Origin of the sequence: Streptomyces sp. NPDC057428, from assembly GCF_042803195.1 — a bacterium.
In the GTDB taxonomy this organism is placed as follows: domain Bacteria; phylum Actinomycetota; class Actinomycetes; order Streptomycetales; family Streptomycetaceae; genus Streptomyces.
Genome location: NZ_JBHVCT010000042.1, coordinates 1 through 17,602, shown reverse-complemented (window position 1 = coordinate 17,602; position 17,602 = coordinate 1). Strand labels below are relative to the sequence as shown.

Below are 17,602 nucleotides of genomic sequence, written 5' to 3'. Positions count from 1 at the left end.
GCTCAACCCTCCGCGATCACCACGGCCGACGCCACTCCCGCATCGTGGCTGAGCGAGATGTGCCAGCTGCTTACGCCGAGCTCGGCCGCCCGTGCCGCGACGGTCCCCCGCACCTCCAGCCGGGGCCGGCCGCTCTCCTCGACGCACACCTCGGCGTCGGTCCAGAGCAGCCCGCCCGGTGCGCCGAGCGCCTTGGCCAGGGCCTCCTTCGCCGCGAACCTGGCGGCCAGCGAGGCGATGCCCCGCCGTTCCCCGCCGGGCAGCAGCAACTCCCGCCGTACGAAGAGCCGCTCGGCGAGCTGCGGCGTGCGCCCCAGCGCGGCGCCGAACCGCTCGATCTCCGCCACATCGATCCCGACCCCAATGATCACGTGTTCACTCACTCATTCGACTGTCACGGACTTCGCCAGATTGCGCGGCTGGTCCACCTCGTTGCCCCGGGCGGTCGCCAGTTCGCAGGCGAACACCTGCAAGGGCACCGTGGCGACCAGTGGCTGGAGCAGCGTAGGCGTAGCCGGGACACGGATGAGGTGGTCGGCGTACGGCACGACCTCCTCGTCGCCCTCCTCGGCGATGACGACGGTACGGGCGCCCCGGGCCCTGATCTCCTGGATGTTCGACACGATCTTGTCGTGCAGCACGGAACGGCCGCGCGGGGAGGGCACGATCACGACGACCGGCAGCCCTTCGTCGATGAGCGCGATGGGGCCGTGCTTGAGCTCCCCCGCGGCGAAGCCCTCGGCGTGCATGTAGGCCAGCTCCTTCAGTTTCAGGGCGCCTTCCATGGCCACCGGGTAACCCACGTGCCTGCCTACGAACAGCACGGTGTCGTGACCGGCGAGGGAGCGGGCGAGTTCCCGTACGGGCTCCATCGTCGCCAGCACCCGGTCGACGGCGCCGGACATCTCCGAGAGCTGTCGCACGACGGTGCGGATCTCGTCGCCCCACTTGGTGCCGCGCACCTGCCCGAGGTAGAGCGCCACGAGGTAGCAGGCCACGAGCTGCGTGAGGAACGCCTTGGTGGAGGCGACGGCGACCTCGGGTCCCGCGTGCGTGTAGAGGACGGCGTCCGACTCCCTCGGGATGGTCGACCCGTTGGTGTTGCAGATGGCGAGCACCTTCGCGCCCTGTTCACGGGCGTGTCTGACCGCCATCAGGGTGTCCATGGTCTCCCCCGACTGGGAGATCGCGACGACGAGGGTGCGCTGGTCCAGGATCGGGTCGCGGTAGCGGAACTCGCTGGCCAGCTCCGTCTCGCAGGGCAGCCGGGTCCAGTGCTCGATGGCGTACTTGGCGATCATCCCGGCGTGGAAGGCGGTCCCGCAGGCCACGACGACGACCTTGTCGACCTCCCGCAGCGTGCTCGGAGGGATGCGCACCTCGTCGAGGTGGAGCGCGCCCGAGCCGTCGATCCGGCCGAGGAGCGTGTCCGCGACAGCCTTGGGCTGGTCGGCGATCTCCTTGAGCATGAAGGAGGCGTAGCCGCCCTTCTCGGCGGCCGACGCGTCCCAGCCCACGTGGTACTCACGCACCTCGGCGGGCAGTCCGTCGAACCCGGTGACGGCGACCCCCTCCCGGCGCAGCTCGACCACCTGGTCCTGGCCCAGCTCGATCGCCGACCTGGTGTGCGCGATGAAGGCGGCGACGTCGGAGGCCAGGAAGAACTCGCCCTCCCCGACGCCGACCACCAGCGGGGAGTTGCGCCGGGCCCCGACCACGGTGTCGGGCTCGTCCGCGTGCACGGCGACCAGGGTGAAGGCGCCCTCCAGCTGCCGGCACACCTGCCGCATGGCCTCGGCCAGGTCGCCGCCCGACGAGTACGCCTCGGCCAGCAGGTGGGCCACCACCTCGGTGTCGGTCTCGGAGGCGAGCTCGTGACCACGCCCGGCCAACTCCTCACGCAGCGCGGCGAAGTTCTCGATGATCCCGTTGTGCACGACGGCCACCCGGCCCGCGTTGTCCAGGTGGGGGTGGGCGTTGGTGTCGGTGGGCCCGCCGTGCGTGGCCCAACGGGTGTGCCCGATCCCGGTGTTCCCGGCCGGGAGCGGCCGGTCCTTGAGTTCCTTCTCCAGGTTGAGCAGCTTGCCGGCCTTCTTGGCAGCGGCCAGCCCTCCGTCCGCGAGTACGGCGACCCCCGCGGAGTCGTAACCCCGGTATTCCAGCCGCTTCAGTCCCGCGACGACGACATCCTGCGCCGACTGCGCCCCGACGTATCCCACGATTCCGCACATATCGGCACCCTAAGGCTCCTGCCCGCCGCAGCCCGGGTCATGCGTGTGTCGGGTCCGGCCGACTGCTCGAAAGCGCCTGTCGCGCTGCCGGCGCAGGCTGCCGACCCGCGGCTTCTCCCTCACCGCCGCCCGCCACCCGTCTGCGTGCCCACGTGTCCTCGGCCACCGGGTCGGGCAGCTGCTCCTACCCGGCGGGCGCCGACCACAGCCCCCGCGACAAGGACTTCGCAACGGTCACGGCGATGGCCGACGCGCTCCCGGAGAAGCAGGACGCCGTCGGAGGCGGTCCACCCAGCCGTCTTCGCCGAAGCCGCCGCGTCCGGGCCCGGACGGTCGCTACGCTCCGGGCTCTCCCGGGCTCTGCGCGCGGTCACGGGCTGCGCCAAGACGTACGTCGTCCAGTTCGCCGAGGCCGAGGGCTACGCCCATGTGCACTTCCACATCGTGCCGCGCGCCGGGGACCTGCCGTCGGAGTACCGCGGGCCCGGCGTCTTCGGGCTGCTGCGGCCTCCGGAGGGCCGGCGGGTGACGGCCGGGCAGGCGGACGGCATCGCCCTCGCGCTCCGGGCGCGGCTCGGTGGTGCGCAGGGCCGTTCCCGGTGCGGGCCGGGCCCGGGTGGAGGGTGACCCGGAAGGTGACACGGGCGGCCTTCACCGCACCGCCCGGGATCTGCCCCCGCGCCGGCACCTCCGGGAGATCACTCGGCCACGTGACCGACCCCACCCCCAACGGCGTCAGGACTCCCGCGACAATGAGTACGTGATCACTTCGCCCGCACGGAGCCCCCGCCGCGCCGAGCACGCGCCGACGCCCTACGTCGACCTGAGCAGGGCGGAGTGGAGCGCTCTGCGCGACAAGACCCCGCTGCCCCTGAGCGCCGAGGAGGTCGAGAGGCTGAGGGGCCTCGGCGACGTCATCGACCTCGACGAGGTGAGGGACGTCTACCTGCCGCTCTCCCGGCTCCTCAACCTCTACGTCCAGGCGACCTCCGGTCTGCGCGGGGCCCTGAACACCTTTCTGGGTGACGCGGGCAACGGGCACGGGGCGCAGCGCGGGACGCCGTTCGTCATAGGGGTCGCCGGCAGTGTCGCCGTCGGCAAGTCCACCTCCGCCCGCATCCTGCAGGCACTGCTGGCGCGCTGGCCGGAACACCCACGGGTGGAACTCGTGACGACGGACGGCTTCCTGCTCCCGATGAAGGAGCTCCAGGCGCGGGGCCTGATGTCGCGCAAGGGCTTCCCCGAGTCGTACGACCGGCGGGCGCTGACCCGGTTCGTCGCCGACATCAAGGCCGGCAAGGACGAGGTGACGGCTCCCGTCTACTCCCACCTGATCTACGACATCGTGCCGGGCGAGCGGCTCACGGTCCGCCGCCCCGACATCCTGATCGTCGAAGGGCTGAACGTCCTGCAGCCCGCGCTGCCCGGCAAGGACGGCAGGACCAGGGTCGGCCTCGCCGACTACTTCGACTTCAGCGTGTACGTGGACGCGAAGGCCGAGGACATCGAGACCTGGTACCTCAACCGTTTCCGCCGGCTGCGCGAGACGGCGTTCCAGAACCCGTTCTCCTACTTCCGCAAGTACACCCAGGTCTCCGAGGAGGAGGCACTGGACTACGCGCGGACCATGTGGCGGACCATCAACAAGCCCAACCTGCTGGAGAACGTGGCGCCCACCCGCGGCCGTGCCACCCTGGTGCTGCGCAAGGGCCCGGACCACAAGGTCCAGAGGCTTTCGCTGCGCAAGCTCTGACCCCGGAAAGGGTGCCCCCGTGCTGCATCTGCGCCTCACAGTGCCCGGCGGACGCACCGACGAGGTGGTGCGGTTGCTGGAGCGGACCGTTGGCACCGCGCACCTCGCGGTGCTGACAGGAGCCGCGCGCAGCCCGGCCGGCGATGTGGTCCTGTGCGATGTCGCGCGGGAGGCCGGCGACGAACTGATCGGCGAGCTGCGCACGTTGGGCATCGACAAGTCCGGCTCGATCACCGTCGAGAACATAGACCTGACGCTGTCCGAGCACGCCGACGAGGCGGAGCGGGCGGCGCCGGGCGAGGGCTCGGACGCGGTGCTTTGGGAAGAGCTCAGCGAGGTGACCCACGAGGAGTCGACCTTCAGCGCGACCTACGTCGCCTTCCTCTCCCTGGCCACGATGCTCGCCGCCTGCGGAGTGGTCCTGGACAGCGCGGTCCTCGTCGTCGGGGCGATGGCGGTGGGACCGGAGTTCGGCCCGCTGGCCGGCATCTCGACGGCTCTCGTGCAGCGGGCCCCCAGGCTCGCCCTACGGTCGCTGTGGGCGCTGATCGGCGGCTTCGCCGTGGCGATGGTGCTCACGGCGGGATTCGCGTGGCTGATGGACGCGCTCGGGCTGTTCAGCCTGGACATGGTCAGCGCGAAGAGGCCCAACACGGGCTTCATCTGGCACCCGGACTGGACGTCCTTCGTGGTCGCGCTCCTCGCGGGGACCGCCGGCACACTCTCGCTGACCTCGGCGAAGTCCGGGGCGCTGATCGGGGTGGCGATCTCGGTGACGACGGTTCCGGCGGCCGCCAACGCCGCCGTCGCGTTCAGCTACCAGGACCTCGCACAGACCTGGGGGTCGACCGTTCAACTGCTGGCCAACCTCGGCGGCATCGTGCTCGCGGGCACGTGCACGCTGCTGGTCCAGCGGGCGCTGTGGGCCGCGCACCGCCGGACGGACCCGGCCGTGAAGCCGGGTCCGTCCAGGAGTTGAGGGCGCGTCAGCCGAGCGCGGACTTCACGGCGTCGGCCAGCCGGCCCGCCACCGCGCGAGCCTGCTCCAGGTCGGCGGCCTCGACCATGACCCGTACGAGCGGCTCGGTGCCCGACTTGCGCAGGAGCACCCTGCCCGTGTCGCCCAGCTCGCGCTCCGCCTCGGTGACCGCGGCGGCGAGCTCGGCCGAGGTGTCCACGCGGGACTTGTCGACGTCCGGCACGTTGACCAGGACCTGCGGGAGGCGCTGCATCACGCCGGCCAGGTCGGCGAGCGTGCGCCCGGTCGCGGCGACCCTGGCCGCGAGCATCAGACCGGTCAGTGTGCCGTCGCCCGTGGTGGCGTGGTCCAGGACGATGACGTGTCCGGACTGCTCGCCGCCCAGCGCGAAGCCCTCGGCCTTCATCGACTCCAGGACGTAGCGGTCACCGACGGCCGTCTGGACGAGCTGGATGCCCTCGCGCTCCATGGCCATCTTGAAGCCGAGGTTCGACATGACCGTGCCGACGACGGTGTCCTTGCGCAGGTGCCCGGACTCACGCATGGCGAGGGCGAGCACGGCCAGGATCTGGTCGCCGTCGACCTCCTCGCCCGCGGCGTCCACGGCCAGGCAGCGGTCGGCGTCACCGTCGTGCGCGATGCCGAGGTCCGCGCGGTGCTCGACGACGGCCCTCCGCAGCAGCGACAGGTGCGTGGAGCCACAGCCCTCGTTGATGTTGAGGCCGTCGGGCTCGGCGCCGATGGTGACGACCTCGGCACCGGCCCGGGCGAAGGCCTCGGGCGAGACACGGGCGGCGGCGCCGTGGGCCTCGTCGAGGACGACCTTCAGCCCGTCGAGCCTGTTCGGGAGGACACCGATCAGGTGGGCGACGTAGCGGTCGAAGCCCTCCGCGTAGTCGGTGACCCGGCCCACGCCCGCACCGGTCGGGCGGGTCCAGGGCTCACCGGTGCGGTGCTGCTCGTAGACCGTCTCGATGCGGTCCTCCAGCTCGTCGGCGAGCTTGTGACCTCCGCGGGCGAAGAACTTGATGCCGTTGTCCGGCATGGCGTTGTGACTCGCGGAGAGCATGACACCGATGTCGGCCCCCAGGGAGCCGGTGAGGTACGCCACGGCGGGGGTGGGCAGCACGCCGACCCGCAGCACGTCCACGCCCGCGCTGGCCAGGCCCGCCACGACGGCGGCCTCCAGGAACTCTCCGGACGCGCGGGGGTCCCGCCCCACCACTGCGGTCGGCCGGTGCCCCTCGAAGGTTCCCGCCTCGGCCAGTACGTGCGCCGCCGCGACCGAGAGCCCGAGCGCGAGCTCGGCTGTCAGATCCGCGTTGGCGACACCGCGCACGCCGTCCGTGCCGAAGAGTCGTCCCACTGGTGTCCTCCGAAGGTGCTCCGAAACCACAAAACCAAAGCAAAGAAAACAGGGCAAAGCCAGACACGACACAGCAAAGCAGAGCGCAGCCGGTGCCAGCAGCCCGATAAACGTTCAAGCGTCTAAAGCCGTTATACGCCCGCGAGGGCTGATAAACGAACGCCCCGGCGGCACAGGTGTGCCGCCGGGGCGAACGTGTAAAGCAGACGAGCAGGCGATTTAGCGCTTGCTGTACTGCGGAGCCTTACGGGCCTTCTTGAGACCGGCCTTCTTGCGCTCGACCGCACGGTCGTCGCGGGAGAGGAAGCCGGCCTTCTTCAGCGCGGCGCGGTTGTTGTCCACGTCCGCCTCGTTCAGCGCGCGGGCCACACCGAGGCGCAGGGCGCCGGCCTGACCCGAGACGCCGCCACCCGAGATGCGGGCGATGACGTCGTAACGGCCGTCGAGCTCGAGCACCTTGAAGGGCTCGTTGACTTCCTGCTGGTGCACCTTGTTGGGGAAGTAGTCCTCAAGGGTGCGACCGTTGATCTTCCACTTGCCGGTGCCCGGAACGATCCGGACGCGGGCGATGGCGTTCTTGCGACGGCCAAGGCCGGCCGCGGGCTGCGGGTCGCCGAAGCGGCCTGCGAGCGACTCGGAGGTGTACTCACCCTCGACGGGGACCTCCGACTCGAAGGTGGTCACCTCGGCGAAGGTCTCTTCGCCCTCGGTGCCCGCCGCGTCGTCGGCGGTCGTCTCAACAGTGGTCTCGGCCACGATTCTCCTCAGATCTTTCTTTACGTCTTTGGGGGGAGGCCGGAACTACTGCGCGACCTGGGTGATCTCGAACGGGACCGGCTGCTGCGCAGCGTGCGGGTGCTGGTCGCCCGCGTAGACCTTCAGCTTCGAGATCATCTGGCGGCCCAGGGTGTTCTTGGGGATCATGCCCTTGATGGCCTTCTCGATGGCCTTCTCCGGGTTCTTGGCGAGAAGCTCGTCGTAACGCACGGAGCGCAGACCGCCCGGGAAGCCGGAGTGGCGGTACGCCATCTTCTGAGTCTTCTTGTTGCCGGAGAGGTGGACCTTCTCGGCGTTGATGATGATGACGAAGTCGCCCATGTCCATGTGGGGGGCGTAGATCGCCTTGTGCTTGCCTCGGAGGAGGTTCGCAGCCGTGGTGGCCAGACGGCCCAGGACGATGTCCTCGGCGTCGATGATGTGCCACTGGCGAGTGACATCGCCGGGCTTGGGGCTGTACGTACGCACTTCGTAGCCTTCGCTTCTTCAGTGGATGAGGTCCAGACACATGGCACCTCTGAAGCGACCATGCAGCTGGGGCTCACAGTGCCGGGAACGGTGCCCGTATGCGAGCCACTGGTAACTGCTCCAGAGAACCTACGTATGGGCCCTTCGCGTGAGAACGACGAAGCCGATACGCATAACAACGCCCGACGATACCCGCCCCGCCCCGGACGGGTCAAAACGCGCCGTCCCTACCGCTTCCGCTCGACCCTGCGCTCGTCCCAGACCGGCTCCGTGGACTCCCGCACCACCCCGTCCGAGCCGAAGACCAGGAAACGGTCGAACGACTTCGCGAACCAGCGGTCGTGCGTGACGGCCATCACCGTCCCGTCGTACACCTCCAGCCCGTCCTGAAGGGCCTCGGCCGACTCCAGGTCGAGGTTGTCCGTCGGCTCGTCCAGCAGCAGCGCGGTCGTGCCGGCCAGTTCGAGGAGCAGGATCTGGAAACGCGCCTGCTGACCGCCGGACAGCCTCTCGAAGGCCTGGTCCCCCTGCCGCTCCAGCTCGTACCGCCGCAGCACGGACATCGCACCGCCGCGGTCCTTGGCGTGCTCCGTCCACAGGATCTCGACCAGCGTCTTGCCCAGCAGCTCCGGGTGGGCGTGCGTCTGGGCGAAGTGTCCGGGCACGACCCGCGCCCCGAGCTTCCACTCCCCGGTGTGCGCCACGGGCTCCCCTGCCAGCAGCCGCAGGAAGTGCGACTTCCCCGACCCGTTGGAACCGAGCACGGCGACCCGCTCGCCGTAGTAGATCTCCAGGTCGAACGGCTTCATCAGACCGGTGAGCTCCAGAGCGGTGCAGGTGACCGCGCGCACCCCGGTGCGCCCGCCCCGCAGCCGCATCCTGATGTCCTGCTCACGCGGCGGCTCCGGCGGCGGGCCGGCCTCCTCGAACTTCTTGAAGCGGGTCTGCATCGCGTGGTAGCGGTTCGCCATGTCGGGGCTGTTCGCCGCCTGCTGCCGCATCCGCAGAACGAGCGCCTTCAGCCGGGCGTGCTCCTCCTCCCAGCGGCGCAGGAGCTCCTCGAAGCGCGCGAACCGTTCCTTGCGGGCCTGGTGGTACGTGCCGAACCCGCCGCCGTGCACCCACACGTCCGAGCCTGCCGCACTGGGCTCCACGCTCACGATCTTCTCGGCCGCCCTGGAGAGCAGCTCCCGGTCGTGGGACACGAAGAGCACCGTCTTACGCGTCTCCTTGAGCTTCTCCTCCAGCCACCGCTTCCCGGGCACGTCCAGATAGTTGTCCGGCTCGTCCAGGAGCAGCACCTCGTCGGGGCCCCGCAGCAGCGCTTCCAGGACCAAGCGCTTCTGCTCGCCTCCGCTGAGCGTGCGCACCTCACGCCACTGCGCCTTCTCGTACGGGACACCGAGCGCGGCCGTGGTGCACATGTCCCACAGCGTCTCGGCCTCGTACCCGCGCGCCTCGGACCAGTCGCTGAGCGCCTGCGCGTACGCCATCTGCGCCGCCTCGTCGTCCACGGTGAGAATCCGCTCCTCCGCCACGTCGACGGCCTTCGCCGCCTCCCTGATCCGCGGCTGGGCCACGGACACCAGGAGGTCGCGGACGGTGCGCTCGTCCCGCACGGAGCCGACGAACTGGGCCATCACGCCGAGCCCGCCGCTCACCGAGACCGAGCCGCCGTGCGGCTGGAGCTCCCCGGCGAGCAGCCGCAGGAGCGTCGTCTTGCCGGCCCCGTTCGCTCCGACCAGGGCGACGACGGCCCCGTCCGCCACCCGGAACGAGGCGTCTCCCAGCAGCACCCGCCCGTCCGGTAGGTAGTACTCCAGGTGGCCCGCTTCAAGATGTCCCATGTGCATCATTGTCACGGCCCGAGAACCGTTGGCCCAACCGGATTAAGCGCGGTCTAGGATTCGCCGCATGAGCTTTGGGCAAGGGGGGCCCTCCTGGGGGCCGGGAGACAGCGGTACTCCGGACTGGGCGGCGCTGGCCGAGGCGTCCGCGGCGCGCGGCAGGCGCAGGAAGTGGCTGCTGATCGGCGGTGGCGCACTGGCCACCGCGGCGGTCGCCGCGATCGTGGCCACGGCCATCACGACCAGCGGCAAGGGTGGCGCCTCCGGGTCGGACAAGAACGCGAGCGAGCTGCCGGCCCCCGTCGACCTGCCCTCCGAGAGCTCCGCGCCTCAGCCGTCCTTCTCCTCGGTGGCCCCGCCGCCCCCGCCGGACCCGAAGGACTTCATAGCCGACGAGAAGAAGGACAAGGCGCCCGTCACCGTCGACGCCTTCTTCCCCGGCAGGAAGCTGACCATGGGCGACCGCGTCTACGCCAAGGGAGCGACCGCCCGGACGACGAGCTGCGCGGCCACGACCCAGGGCGCCCTCGGCTCGATCCTCACCACGAACGGATGCGACCAGGTCATCCGCGCCACGTACAGCAGGAGCGGGGTCGCGGTCACCGTCGGGGTCGCCGTCTTCGGCACCGAGGCGGAGGCCGGGAAGGCGGCCCGGCAGGCGTCCGGCGGCCTGGCATCCCTCAGCGGCTCGGGGGTCCCCACCTTCTGCCGTGGCGGATCGGTCTGCCGGCGCACCGCCAACTCCTACGGCCGCTACGCGTACTTCACGGTCGGCGGCTTGACCAGCGGGAAGAACGTCACCACGGCGGACAGGAACGTGTACGCGGTCGGCGACGACCTGACCGACTTCACCTTCCGCCAGATCCTCCACCGCGGCGAGGTCCAGGCGTCGTCGGCCGCGGGCGCGCCGGTCACCTGACCGGTCGACCCCACGCACCAGTCCTGTCCCGTCCCGCCACCGAGGACCCTCCGCCTTGCGTCTGACCGCCCTCTTCACACTCCCGCGCGTCCTGCGCCACAGCGACGCCATAGGCGCCGACCTCCCCCCGGACGAGGCGGTGGTGCTCGAGGCACCCGACCCCTCGCTACGGGAGGCGCTCGCGGCGGCGGCGACCGGTGACCACCGCCCGGCCTCGGCGCTGCTCGCCGCCACCCGTGAGCACGCCCAGTGGGAGCGCAGGGACGACTGCGTCTGGCGGCTGGCACGGGCCTCGCTGCACCACCCCGGCTGGCTGGACAGCTGGCTGGAGGAGTCACCGGAGGACCCCGACGCCGTACTGGTCAAGGCGGACCAGTACGTGGACCAGGCGTGGCAGATCCGGACGGGCGCCAGGGCCAAGCACGTGGAGGCCGATCAGTTCCGCGCGTTCCACGCGGTGCTGCGGGACGCCGTACCGGTGATCTCGGCCGCCGCCGAACTCAACCCCGACGACCCGGTCCCCTGGCGTATCGCGCTGACACAGGCCCGGGGCATCCAGGCTCCGCGCGAGGTCTTCGACTCCTATCTGGCCGAGGCCACCGCACGCGACCCGCACCACGAGGGCTGTCATGTTCAGGCCCTCCAATACCTCTGCGACAAGTGGTACGGCTCTCACGAGGAGATGTTCGACTTCGCCGAGCGTGCCGCCGGCCAGGCGCCGCCCGGTTCCCGGCTGCACGCGCTGCCGCTGCAGGCCGTGGTGGAGTACCTGATCGCCGACGAGGAACCGCGCGACCCCGATCCGTACGCATCGCGCACCGAGGCAGCCGTGACCCGCGCCCAGGCGCTGTCGGAGAGCTACGCGCCCGGTGACCGGGAGGCGGCCGGCTTCCGCAACCACCTCGCCCTGGTCCTGTGGTCGATGAGCCGCTACGAGGAGGCCCTCACCGCCTTCCGCGGCATAGGGGTGCACGCCACCACCTTCCCGTGGACCTATTTCGGCGACGCGCGCGAAGAGTTCCTGGAAGCCCGCTCCGACACCCGGATCGAGCTGGCGATGAAGGTCCCCTTCTTCCGCAGATCTCCCGGCCCCCCGGCGACCGGCACACCCGACTGGGAGCGCGAACTCGCGCCACGCTCGGTCGCCATCGCCTCCACCGGCCCCACCGAGGTCGCCCAGGCGGCCCTGATCTGCGGCCACACCCTGCGTACGGCCCCGGCCGGCAGCCGGCACACGTACGTCGAGATCGTCCCGGACCCGGTGCGTGGCAAGCGGGCCGGGCTGCTCCCCCACGACCCGCTCACCTCGGCGGCCGACAACTTCACGACCGCCGAGGAATGGCCCGCCCTGGTCCTGCACCGCACCCCCGAACGCAGCAGCTTCACACTCCTGCACCGGGGCCGGAAGGTGGCGGAGCACGCCTGGGAGACCGCCGCGCCCGCCGCCGACCACGCCGAGGCGAGCGCGACGGCCGCCACGCTCGCCCGCGTCTACGGACTGACGGACCCGCGCCCCCTCGCCCACGTCCTGCGGGCCACCGGCGACCCCGCCCGCCACCAGGGCGAGCTCGCCGCCGCCCTGGGCCTCCCTCCACTGCCACCGGGCTACGGCGGTGAGCTGGAGGTTCTCGCCACGCTGCCGGGTGCCCGGGTGCTGGCCCGCCGGGGAATCCTCGCCGGGATGCGGGACACCATGGCCACGAAGGACGGCGTGCACCCGGAGGCACCCGTCCCGGACGAGCCGCACCCGACGGGCTGGTGGGTGCTGCGCACGGCGGCGCTGCTGTTCTTCACGGCCGCCGCGGTCTACGCCTGGTGGACTCCGGACATCGGATGGTTCCGCTCCACCGTGTCCAGCGCCGTCGCGGTGTACTTCACGGCCAAGCTGATCCGTGCCCTGCGCCGCAGGCCGGTCAGCAGCAGCCGGCCCCCGGCAGCGTCCTGACGTTCCGGGCCTCCAGGGCCCGCGCCGCCAGCTGTCCGTCCGCCGGGTACGCCACCTCCTCAAGCGTCAGCCCGTGCGGCCGGACGACGTGCACGGCGGGGTCCCGGACCTTCGCCGCCAGCACCTCGGCCGGCCACCCCGCGGGCCGGCGCCCGTCCCCCACGAAGAGGGCGGCGCCGATGAGCGCCCGCACCATGTTGTGGCAGAAGGCGTCGGCCTGCACCGTCGCGGTCAGCACACCCGACTCCGCGTCACGCACCCAGTGCAGCTTCTGCAGCGTGCGGATGGTCGTGGCACCCTCGCGCTTCTTGCAGTACGCCGCGAAGTCGTGCTCACCCACCATCAGGCCGGCCGCCTCGTTCATCGCGTCCAGGTCCAACGGCCGGTCGTGCCAAAGGACATGGCCGCGTGTGAGCGGGTCCACCCCGCCGGCCCTGTCCCCCACCCGGTAGGCGTAGCGGCGCCACAGCGCGGAGAAGCGGGCGTTGAAACCGGCGGGGGCCTCGACAGCCCTCCAGATCCGCACGTCCAGGGGCAGCCGCCCCGCCATGCGGCGCAGCAGCTTCTCCCGGTGCTCCTCCCACACCGGCGCGGGGAGATCGACGTGGGCCACCTGGCCGCGCGCGTGCACCCCTGCGTCCGTGCGCCCGGCGACCGTCAGGTCGTACGTCACCGACGACCGCGTCACGGTGCGCAGGGCGTCCTCGATCTCTTCCTGCACGGTGCGCCTGCTGGTCTGCTTCGCCCAGCCGGAGAAGTCCTTCCCGTCGTACGAAAGGTCCAGCCGTACCCGTACGTAACCGGGCTCTGCCTCGTCACTCACCTGCGCATCCTCTCAGAACAGAACGGGCCCGCACCGCCCCGAAGGGTGGTGCGGGCCCGAACCGGGGTCTCAGGGCGCTCAGGCGTCCTTGGAGTCCTCGGCAGCGGCGTCAGCCGGCTTGGCGTCCTCGACGGTCTCGGCCGGAGCCTCGTCCTTCTTGGCGGCGTCTTCCTTGACCGCGCGCTTCGTCGCGGCCTCGGCCTCACCGGTGGCCTGCTGGGCCACGGTCAGCGCCTCGACCAGCTCGATGACGGCCATCGGGGCGTTGTCGCCACGACGGTTGCCGATCTTGGTGATGCGGGTGTAACCACCGGGGCGGTTCTCGTACCGCGGGGCGATCTCGGTGAAGAGCGTGTGCACGATGCCCTTGTCCGTGATCGACTGCAGCACCAGGCGACGGTTGTGGATGTCGCCCTTCTTCGCCTTGGTGATGAAACGCTCGGCGACCGGACGCAGGCGGCGGGCCTTGGCCTCGGTCGTGGTGATGCGGCCGTGCTCGAACAGCGACTTCGCGAGGTTGATGAGAAGAAGCTTCTCGTGCGCAGCGCTGCCGCCCAGACGGGCACCCTTGGCGGGCTGAGGCATGGTTTTCTCCTTGTGTGCTGCACCGGCCGTATCAGGTACCGGTGTCAGTTCCCGCGAGGCGGACGCCCCGCGGAAGTCATTGCTTCGCGGCGGCCATACCCGGCTTCCACCGGACATCAGCCGCCGGAGGCGATCAGTACTGCTCGGTCTCCACGAAACCGGCGTCCGCGTCGTCGTCGGCGCCGAAGGCGTCGGCGGCGGCGGTCGGGTCGAAGCCAGGAGGCGAGTCCTTGAGCGCCAGGCCCATACCGGCCAGCTTCGCCTTGACCTCGTCGATCGACTTGGCGCCGAAGTTGCGGATGTCGAGCAGGTCCGCCTCGGAGCGGGCCACGAGCTCGCCCACGGAGTGGATGCCCTCGCGCTTGAGGCAGTTGTACGAACGGACCGTGAGCTCGAGCTCCTCGATCGGCAGTGCCAGATCGGCGGCGAGCGCGGCGTCCGTCGGGGACGGGCCCATGTCGATGCCCTCGGCGTCGATGTTGAGCTCGCGCGCCAGGCCGAACAGCTCGACCAGGGTCTTACCGGCCGACGCCATGGCGTCACGGGGACGCATGGCCTGCTTGGTCTCGACGTCGACGATCAGCTTGTCGAAGTCGGTGCGCTGCTCGACACGGGTCGCCTCGACCTTGTACGTGACCTTGAGCACCGGCGAGTAGATGGAGTCGACCGGAATACGCCCGATCTCCTGGCCCACCTGCTTGTTCTGGACGGCGGAGACGTAGCCGCGACCGCGCTCGACGGTCAGCTCCATCTCCAGCTTGCCCTTGCCGTTCAGCGTCGCCATGACGAGGTCCGGGTTGTGGACCTCGACACCGGCCGGCGGGGCGATGTCAGCAGCGGTGACCAGGCCGGGACCCTGCTTGCGCAGGTACATCACGACCGGCTCGTCGTGCTCCGAGGAGACGACCAGCTGCTTGATGTTGAGGATGAGGTCGGTGACGTCCTCCTTGACGCCCGGCACGGTGGTGAACTCGTGCAGGACCCCGTCGATCCGGATGCTGGTGACAGCGGCACCGGGGATCGAGGAGAGGAGCGTGCGGCGCAGGGAGTTGCCGAGGGTGTAACCGAAGCCCGGCTCCAGGGGCTCGATCACGAACCGGGAGCGGAACTCGTCGACGACCTCTTCGGTCAGCGACGGACGCTGAGCGATAAGCATGTGGTGATCCTTCAGTCGTGGGCACCCACTATTTGATGCCCGACAGATGAAACAAGGGTACGGGCGGCACACCCCCGAAGGGGCATACCGCCCGGACCCACGCTACTGACGCACGGCCGTCACCGGCCGTAGCGGATCAGACGCGGCGACGCTTCGGCGGACGGCAGCCGTTGTGCGGCGTCGGGGTGACGTCCTGGATCGAACCGACCTCGAGGCCCGTGGCCTGGAGGGAGCGGATCGCGGTCTCACGGCCGGAGCCGGGACCCTTGACGAAGACGTCGACCTTGCGCATGCCGTGCTCCTGCGCGCGGCGGGCGGCCGACTCGGCGGCCATCTGCGCGGCGAAGGGGGTGGACTTGCGCGAGCCCTTGAAGCCGACGTGGCCGGCGGAGGCCCAGGAGATCACGTTGCCCGAGGGGTCCGTGATCGAGACGATGGTGTTGTTGAACGTGCTCTTGATGTGGGCGTGCCCATGAGCGACGTTCTTCTTTTCCTTGCGACGCACCTTCTTGGCTGCGCCCTGACGACCCTTGGGGGGCATGTCTTTACTCCAGATGGAGAGGGGAGGTGATCGGTCCTACAGCGAAGACCGCTGGTTGCTGCGAAGTCCGGTCGCCCGGCGATCCGCAGTGCGTCCGCTGAGGACTACTTCTTGCCCGGCTTCTTCTTACCGGCGATGGCGCGACGCGGGCCCTTACGGGTACGCGCGTTGGTGCTGGTGCGCTGACCGTGGACCGGCAGACCGCGACGGTGCCGGATGCCCTGGTAGCAGCCGATCTCGATCTTGCGGCGGATGTCGCCCTGGATCTCGCGGCGAAGGTCACCCTCGGTGCGGAGGTTGGCGTCCACGTACTCGCGGATCTTGACCAGGTCCTCTTCGGCCAGGTCACGAACGCGAGCGTTGGGGTTCACGCCGGTGGTGGCGAGGATCTCCTTGGACCGGGTACGCCCGATGCCGAAGACGTAGGTGAGGGCAACCTCCACGCGCTTTTCGCGCGGGATGTCAACACCTGAAACGCGTGCCATTCAATGGCTCCAGTTGTTATTTCGGGGGTCTTCCGCAGTGCCACTCCTGGACGCCGACCTCGTCCGCGAGGGAAGAGGTGGTACGCCCGGGTCCCCGGCCCCCGCCGGAGGTGTCGTCAGCCGAAGCTTGGACGGGCACTGCGTATGTACGTTACGTGCGTCGCGCGAAGAGCTGCGAGATGCAGGTGGTCGTGCGTCAGCCCTGGCGCTGCTTGTGGCGCAGGTTGTCGCAGATGACCATGACCCGGCCGTGACGGCGGATCACCTTGCACTTGTCGCAGATCTTCTTGACGCTCGGCTTGACCTTCATGGGATGTCAGGTTCTCCGGGTCAGTGCCCACACCGCGCCGAAGCGGGGTGGAGACAAGATCTACTTGTAGCGGTAGACGATCCGGCCACGCGTCAGGTCGTACGGGGACAGCTCCACGACGACCCGGTCATCCGGGAGGATACGGATGTAGTGCATCCGCATCTTGCCGCTGATGTGCGCGAGGACCTTGTGACCGTTCTGGAGTTCCACCTTGAACATGGCGTTCGGGAGGGACTCGATCACGGTGCCCTCAATTTCGATGGCACCTTGCTTCTTGGCCACGCTTCGCCCTTCGAATCGGCTACCTTGATCGGCTCTCCACACGTGTGCAGACATACGGGCACACTGATGCACGAGAGCCGACGCGTCAGTCTACGTCAGCGGACTCCAAAAGACGAATCCGTCAAGTTTGCCCACTTCCCCTGATCCTTAGACACGGATCAGCCGGACAGTCCTACGGGCCGCCCGCTCAGCAGGCCCGACGGGCAGCTGGTCAGCCCAGCGGGTCCGGTGCCGCCTCGACGCCGTACTGCGCCAGCTTCTCGCGGCCGCAGTCGGGGGCGGTCAGGACCAGCGGGCCCTGCTCGGTGAGCGCGATCGAGTGCTCCCAGTGCGAGGACCAGGTGCCGTCGGTCGTCAGGACCGTCCACTCGTCGGCGAGGACCTTCGTCTGCGGCGTCCCCAGGGAGACCATGGGCTCGATGGCCAGGCACACACCGGGGACGAGCTTGATGCCCTTGCCGCGCTTGCGCGAGACGTAGTTCAGCAGGTGCGGGTCCATGTGCATCTCGGTGCCGATGCCGTGGCCGCCGTAGTCCTCGATGATCCCGTACTTGCCGGTGGCCGGGCGGGGCTGGCGGCGGATGTAGGACTCGATGGCCTTGGAGATGTCGACGAGGCGGTTGTTCACCTTCATCGCGGCGATCCCGGCCCACATGGACTCCTCGGTCACCCGGGAGAGTTCGATCAGCTCAGGGGCGTGACCGGTGCCCACGAAGGCGGTGTAGGCCGCGTCACCGTGCCAGCCGTCGATGATCGCGCCGGCGTCGATCGAGATGATGTCGCCGTCCTTGAGGACGGTCTTCTCGTCAGGGATGCCGTGCACGACCACCTCGTTGACCGAGGTGCAGATCGTCGCGGGGAATCCGCCGTATCCGAGGAAGTTCGACTTGGCGCCGTGATCGGCGATCACCTTGCGCGCGACCTCGTCGAGGTCCTTGGTGCTGGCACCGGGGACGGCCGCCTCTCGCGTGGCGGCGTGAACGGCAGCGACCACGAGGCCCGCCTCGCGCATCTTCGCGATCTGCTCGGGGGTCTTGATCTGCACCATTGCTGGGCGCCTTTCTGCCTGCGGAGGGAACGGTCGATGCCGTAATCCACGATACGGCGCAAACAGTCGGCCGCGGCGCCCTGAGGG

The 17,602-nt window shown here is 69.9% G+C and carries 19 protein-coding genes; 5 read left to right on the top strand and 14 right to left on the bottom strand.

Translation table 11 applies throughout. The features are described from left to right. Positions 1 to 2: 2 nt before the first annotated feature. A complete protein-coding gene (locus tag ACFU5K_RS18025) occupies positions 3 to 371 on the bottom strand; it encodes a holo-ACP synthase (RefSeq protein WP_384062467.1) in 369 nt (122 codons plus the stop codon). A 12-nt stretch (positions 372 to 383) separates the two neighbouring features. Beyond that, positions 384 to 2,231: a glutamine--fructose-6-phosphate transaminase (isomerizing) gene (gene glmS, locus ACFU5K_RS18020; protein WP_384062388.1), complete on the bottom strand. Its 1,848-nt coding sequence runs from the start codon at positions 2,229 to 2,231 to the stop codon at positions 384 to 386. A gap of 429 nt (positions 2,232 to 2,660) precedes the next feature. On the opposite strand from glmS, the gene ACFU5K_RS18015 reads away from it, so the two are divergent. The 3 genes from ACFU5K_RS18015 (at position 2,661) to ACFU5K_RS18005 (ending at position 4,963) form a co-directional block, all read left to right on the top strand. Continuing rightward, positions 2,661 to 2,858: a hypothetical protein gene (locus ACFU5K_RS18015; RefSeq protein WP_384062385.1), complete on the top strand. Its 198-nt coding sequence runs from the start codon at positions 2,661 to 2,663 to the stop codon at positions 2,856 to 2,858. Between the two features lie 133 nt (positions 2,859 to 2,991). Continuing rightward, positions 2,992 to 3,984, top strand: a complete 993-nt coding sequence (gene coaA / locus ACFU5K_RS18010; RefSeq protein ID WP_384062382.1) for a type I pantothenate kinase — start codon at positions 2,992 to 2,994, stop codon at positions 3,982 to 3,984. 19 nt (positions 3,985 to 4,003) lie between these two features. Then, positions 4,004 to 4,963, top strand: coding sequence for a DUF389 domain-containing protein (locus ACFU5K_RS18005; protein ID WP_384062380.1), 960 nt, complete (start codon positions 4,004 to 4,006; stop codon positions 4,961 to 4,963). Positions 4,964 to 4,970: 7 nt separating this feature from the next. On the opposite strand, the gene glmM is transcribed toward ACFU5K_RS18005, so the two are convergent. The 4 genes from glmM to ACFU5K_RS17985 all read right to left on the bottom strand — a co-directional run bounded on the left by glmM (position 4,971) and on the right by ACFU5K_RS17985 (position 9,421). After that, the gene (glmM, locus tag ACFU5K_RS18000) at positions 4,971 to 6,329 is read right to left on the bottom strand and encodes a phosphoglucosamine mutase (protein ID WP_384062378.1); all 1,359 of its coding nucleotides are present in this window, start codon (positions 6,327 to 6,329) and stop codon (positions 4,971 to 4,973) included. Between the two features lie 219 nt (positions 6,330 to 6,548). After that, positions 6,549 to 7,085: a 30S ribosomal protein S9 gene (gene rpsI / locus ACFU5K_RS17995; protein WP_384062376.1), complete on the bottom strand. Its 537-nt coding sequence runs from the start codon at positions 7,083 to 7,085 to the stop codon at positions 6,549 to 6,551. Between the two features lie 45 nt (positions 7,086 to 7,130). Beyond that, the gene (gene rplM, locus ACFU5K_RS17990; RefSeq protein ID WP_073744271.1) at positions 7,131 to 7,574 is read right to left on the bottom strand and encodes a 50S ribosomal protein L13; all 444 of its coding nucleotides are present in this window, start codon (positions 7,572 to 7,574) and stop codon (positions 7,131 to 7,133) included. A gap of 227 nt (positions 7,575 to 7,801) precedes the next feature. Beyond that, a complete protein-coding gene (locus tag ACFU5K_RS17985; protein ID WP_384062373.1) occupies positions 7,802 to 9,421 on the bottom strand; it encodes an ABC-F family ATP-binding cassette domain-containing protein in 1,620 nt (539 codons plus the stop codon). Between the two features lie 67 nt (positions 9,422 to 9,488). Between ACFU5K_RS17985 and ACFU5K_RS17980 the strand changes: the two genes are divergently transcribed. Together ACFU5K_RS17980 and ACFU5K_RS17975 are read left to right on the top strand one after the other, a co-directional pair. Further along, the gene (locus tag ACFU5K_RS17980; RefSeq protein ID WP_384062370.1) at positions 9,489 to 10,340 is read left to right on the top strand and encodes a hypothetical protein; all 852 of its coding nucleotides are present in this window, start codon (positions 9,489 to 9,491) and stop codon (positions 10,338 to 10,340) included. A 55-nt stretch (positions 10,341 to 10,395) separates the two neighbouring features. Next, positions 10,396 to 12,285: a hypothetical protein gene (locus ACFU5K_RS17975; RefSeq protein ID WP_384062368.1), complete on the top strand. Its 1,890-nt coding sequence runs from the start codon at positions 10,396 to 10,398 to the stop codon at positions 12,283 to 12,285. Here ACFU5K_RS17975 and truA read toward each other — a convergent pair. The 8 genes from truA to map all read right to left on the bottom strand — a co-directional run bounded on the left by truA (position 12,254) and on the right by map (position 17,515). Further along, positions 12,254 to 13,108 (bottom strand): tRNA pseudouridine(38-40) synthase TruA, encoded by an 855-nt coding sequence (gene truA, locus ACFU5K_RS17970; protein ID WP_384062365.1) that lies wholly within the window; start codon positions 13,106 to 13,108, stop codon positions 12,254 to 12,256. The genes ACFU5K_RS17975 and truA overlap by 32 nt on opposite strands. 78 nt (positions 13,109 to 13,186) lie before the next feature. Continuing rightward, positions 13,187 to 13,693 carry a 50S ribosomal protein L17 gene (gene rplQ, locus ACFU5K_RS17965; protein ID WP_327115651.1) on the bottom strand — a complete coding sequence of 169 codons (507 nt, stop codon included), beginning with the start codon at positions 13,691 to 13,693 and terminating at the stop codon, positions 13,187 to 13,189. 133 nt (positions 13,694 to 13,826) lie between these two features. Further along, on the bottom strand, positions 13,827 to 14,849 hold the full coding sequence (locus ACFU5K_RS17960) for a DNA-directed RNA polymerase subunit alpha (RefSeq protein ID WP_024491600.1): 1,023 nt from the start codon (positions 14,847 to 14,849) through the stop codon (positions 13,827 to 13,829). Between the two features lie 136 nt (positions 14,850 to 14,985). Beyond that, a complete protein-coding gene (rpsK, locus tag ACFU5K_RS17955; RefSeq protein ID WP_003956432.1) occupies positions 14,986 to 15,390 on the bottom strand; it encodes a 30S ribosomal protein S11 in 405 nt (134 codons plus the stop codon). Between the two features lie 104 nt (positions 15,391 to 15,494). Beyond that, positions 15,495 to 15,875, bottom strand: coding sequence for a 30S ribosomal protein S13 (rpsM, locus tag ACFU5K_RS17950; RefSeq protein WP_307125430.1), 381 nt, complete (start codon positions 15,873 to 15,875; stop codon positions 15,495 to 15,497). A 196-nt stretch (positions 15,876 to 16,071) separates the two neighbouring features. Then, positions 16,072 to 16,185: a 50S ribosomal protein L36 gene (rpmJ, locus tag ACFU5K_RS17945; protein ID WP_003956441.1), complete on the bottom strand. Its 114-nt coding sequence runs from the start codon at positions 16,183 to 16,185 to the stop codon at positions 16,072 to 16,074. Positions 16,186 to 16,245: 60 nt separating this feature from the next. Then, complete coding sequence (gene infA / locus ACFU5K_RS17940; protein ID WP_003956442.1) at positions 16,246 to 16,467, bottom strand: translation initiation factor IF-1; 222 nt, start codon at positions 16,465 to 16,467, stop codon at positions 16,246 to 16,248. Positions 16,468 to 16,678: 211 nt separating this feature from the next. After that, a complete protein-coding gene (gene map, locus ACFU5K_RS17935; protein WP_384062360.1) occupies positions 16,679 to 17,515 on the bottom strand; it encodes a type I methionyl aminopeptidase in 837 nt (278 codons plus the stop codon). Positions 17,516 to 17,602 lie beyond the last annotated feature (87 nt).

Excerpts from the sequence above, each read along its gene's own strand:
- map (WP_384062360.1), bottom strand. The coding sequence starts at position 17,515 with ATGGTGCAGATCAAGACCCCCGAGCAGATCGCGAAGATGCGCGAGGCG.
- rpsK (WP_003956432.1), bottom strand. The coding sequence starts at position 15,390 with ATGCCCCCCAAGGGTCGTCAGGGCGCAGCCAAGAAGGTGCGTCGCAAG.
- rplQ (WP_327115651.1), bottom strand. The coding sequence starts at position 13,693 with ATGCCTCAGCCCGCCAAGGGTGCCCGTCTGGGCGGCAGCGCTGCGCAC.
- glmS (WP_384062388.1), bottom strand. The coding sequence starts at position 2,231 with ATGTGCGGAATCGTGGGATACGTCGGGGCGCAGTCGGCGCAGGATGTC.
- rpsM (WP_307125430.1), bottom strand. The coding sequence starts at position 15,875 with ATGGCACGCGTTTCAGGTGTTGACATCCCGCGCGAAAAGCGCGTGGAG.
- ACFU5K_RS17980 (WP_384062370.1), top strand. The coding sequence starts at position 9,489 with ATGAGCTTTGGGCAAGGGGGGCCCTCCTGGGGGCCGGGAGACAGCGGT.
- ACFU5K_RS17960 (WP_024491600.1), bottom strand. The coding sequence starts at position 14,849 with ATGCTTATCGCTCAGCGTCCGTCGCTGACCGAAGAGGTCGTCGACGAG.
- rpmJ (WP_003956441.1), bottom strand. The coding sequence starts at position 16,185 with ATGAAGGTCAAGCCGAGCGTCAAGAAGATCTGCGACAAGTGCAAGGTG.
- ACFU5K_RS17985 (WP_384062373.1), bottom strand. The coding sequence starts at position 9,421 with ATGGGACATCTTGAAGCGGGCCACCTGGAGTACTACCTACCGGACGGG.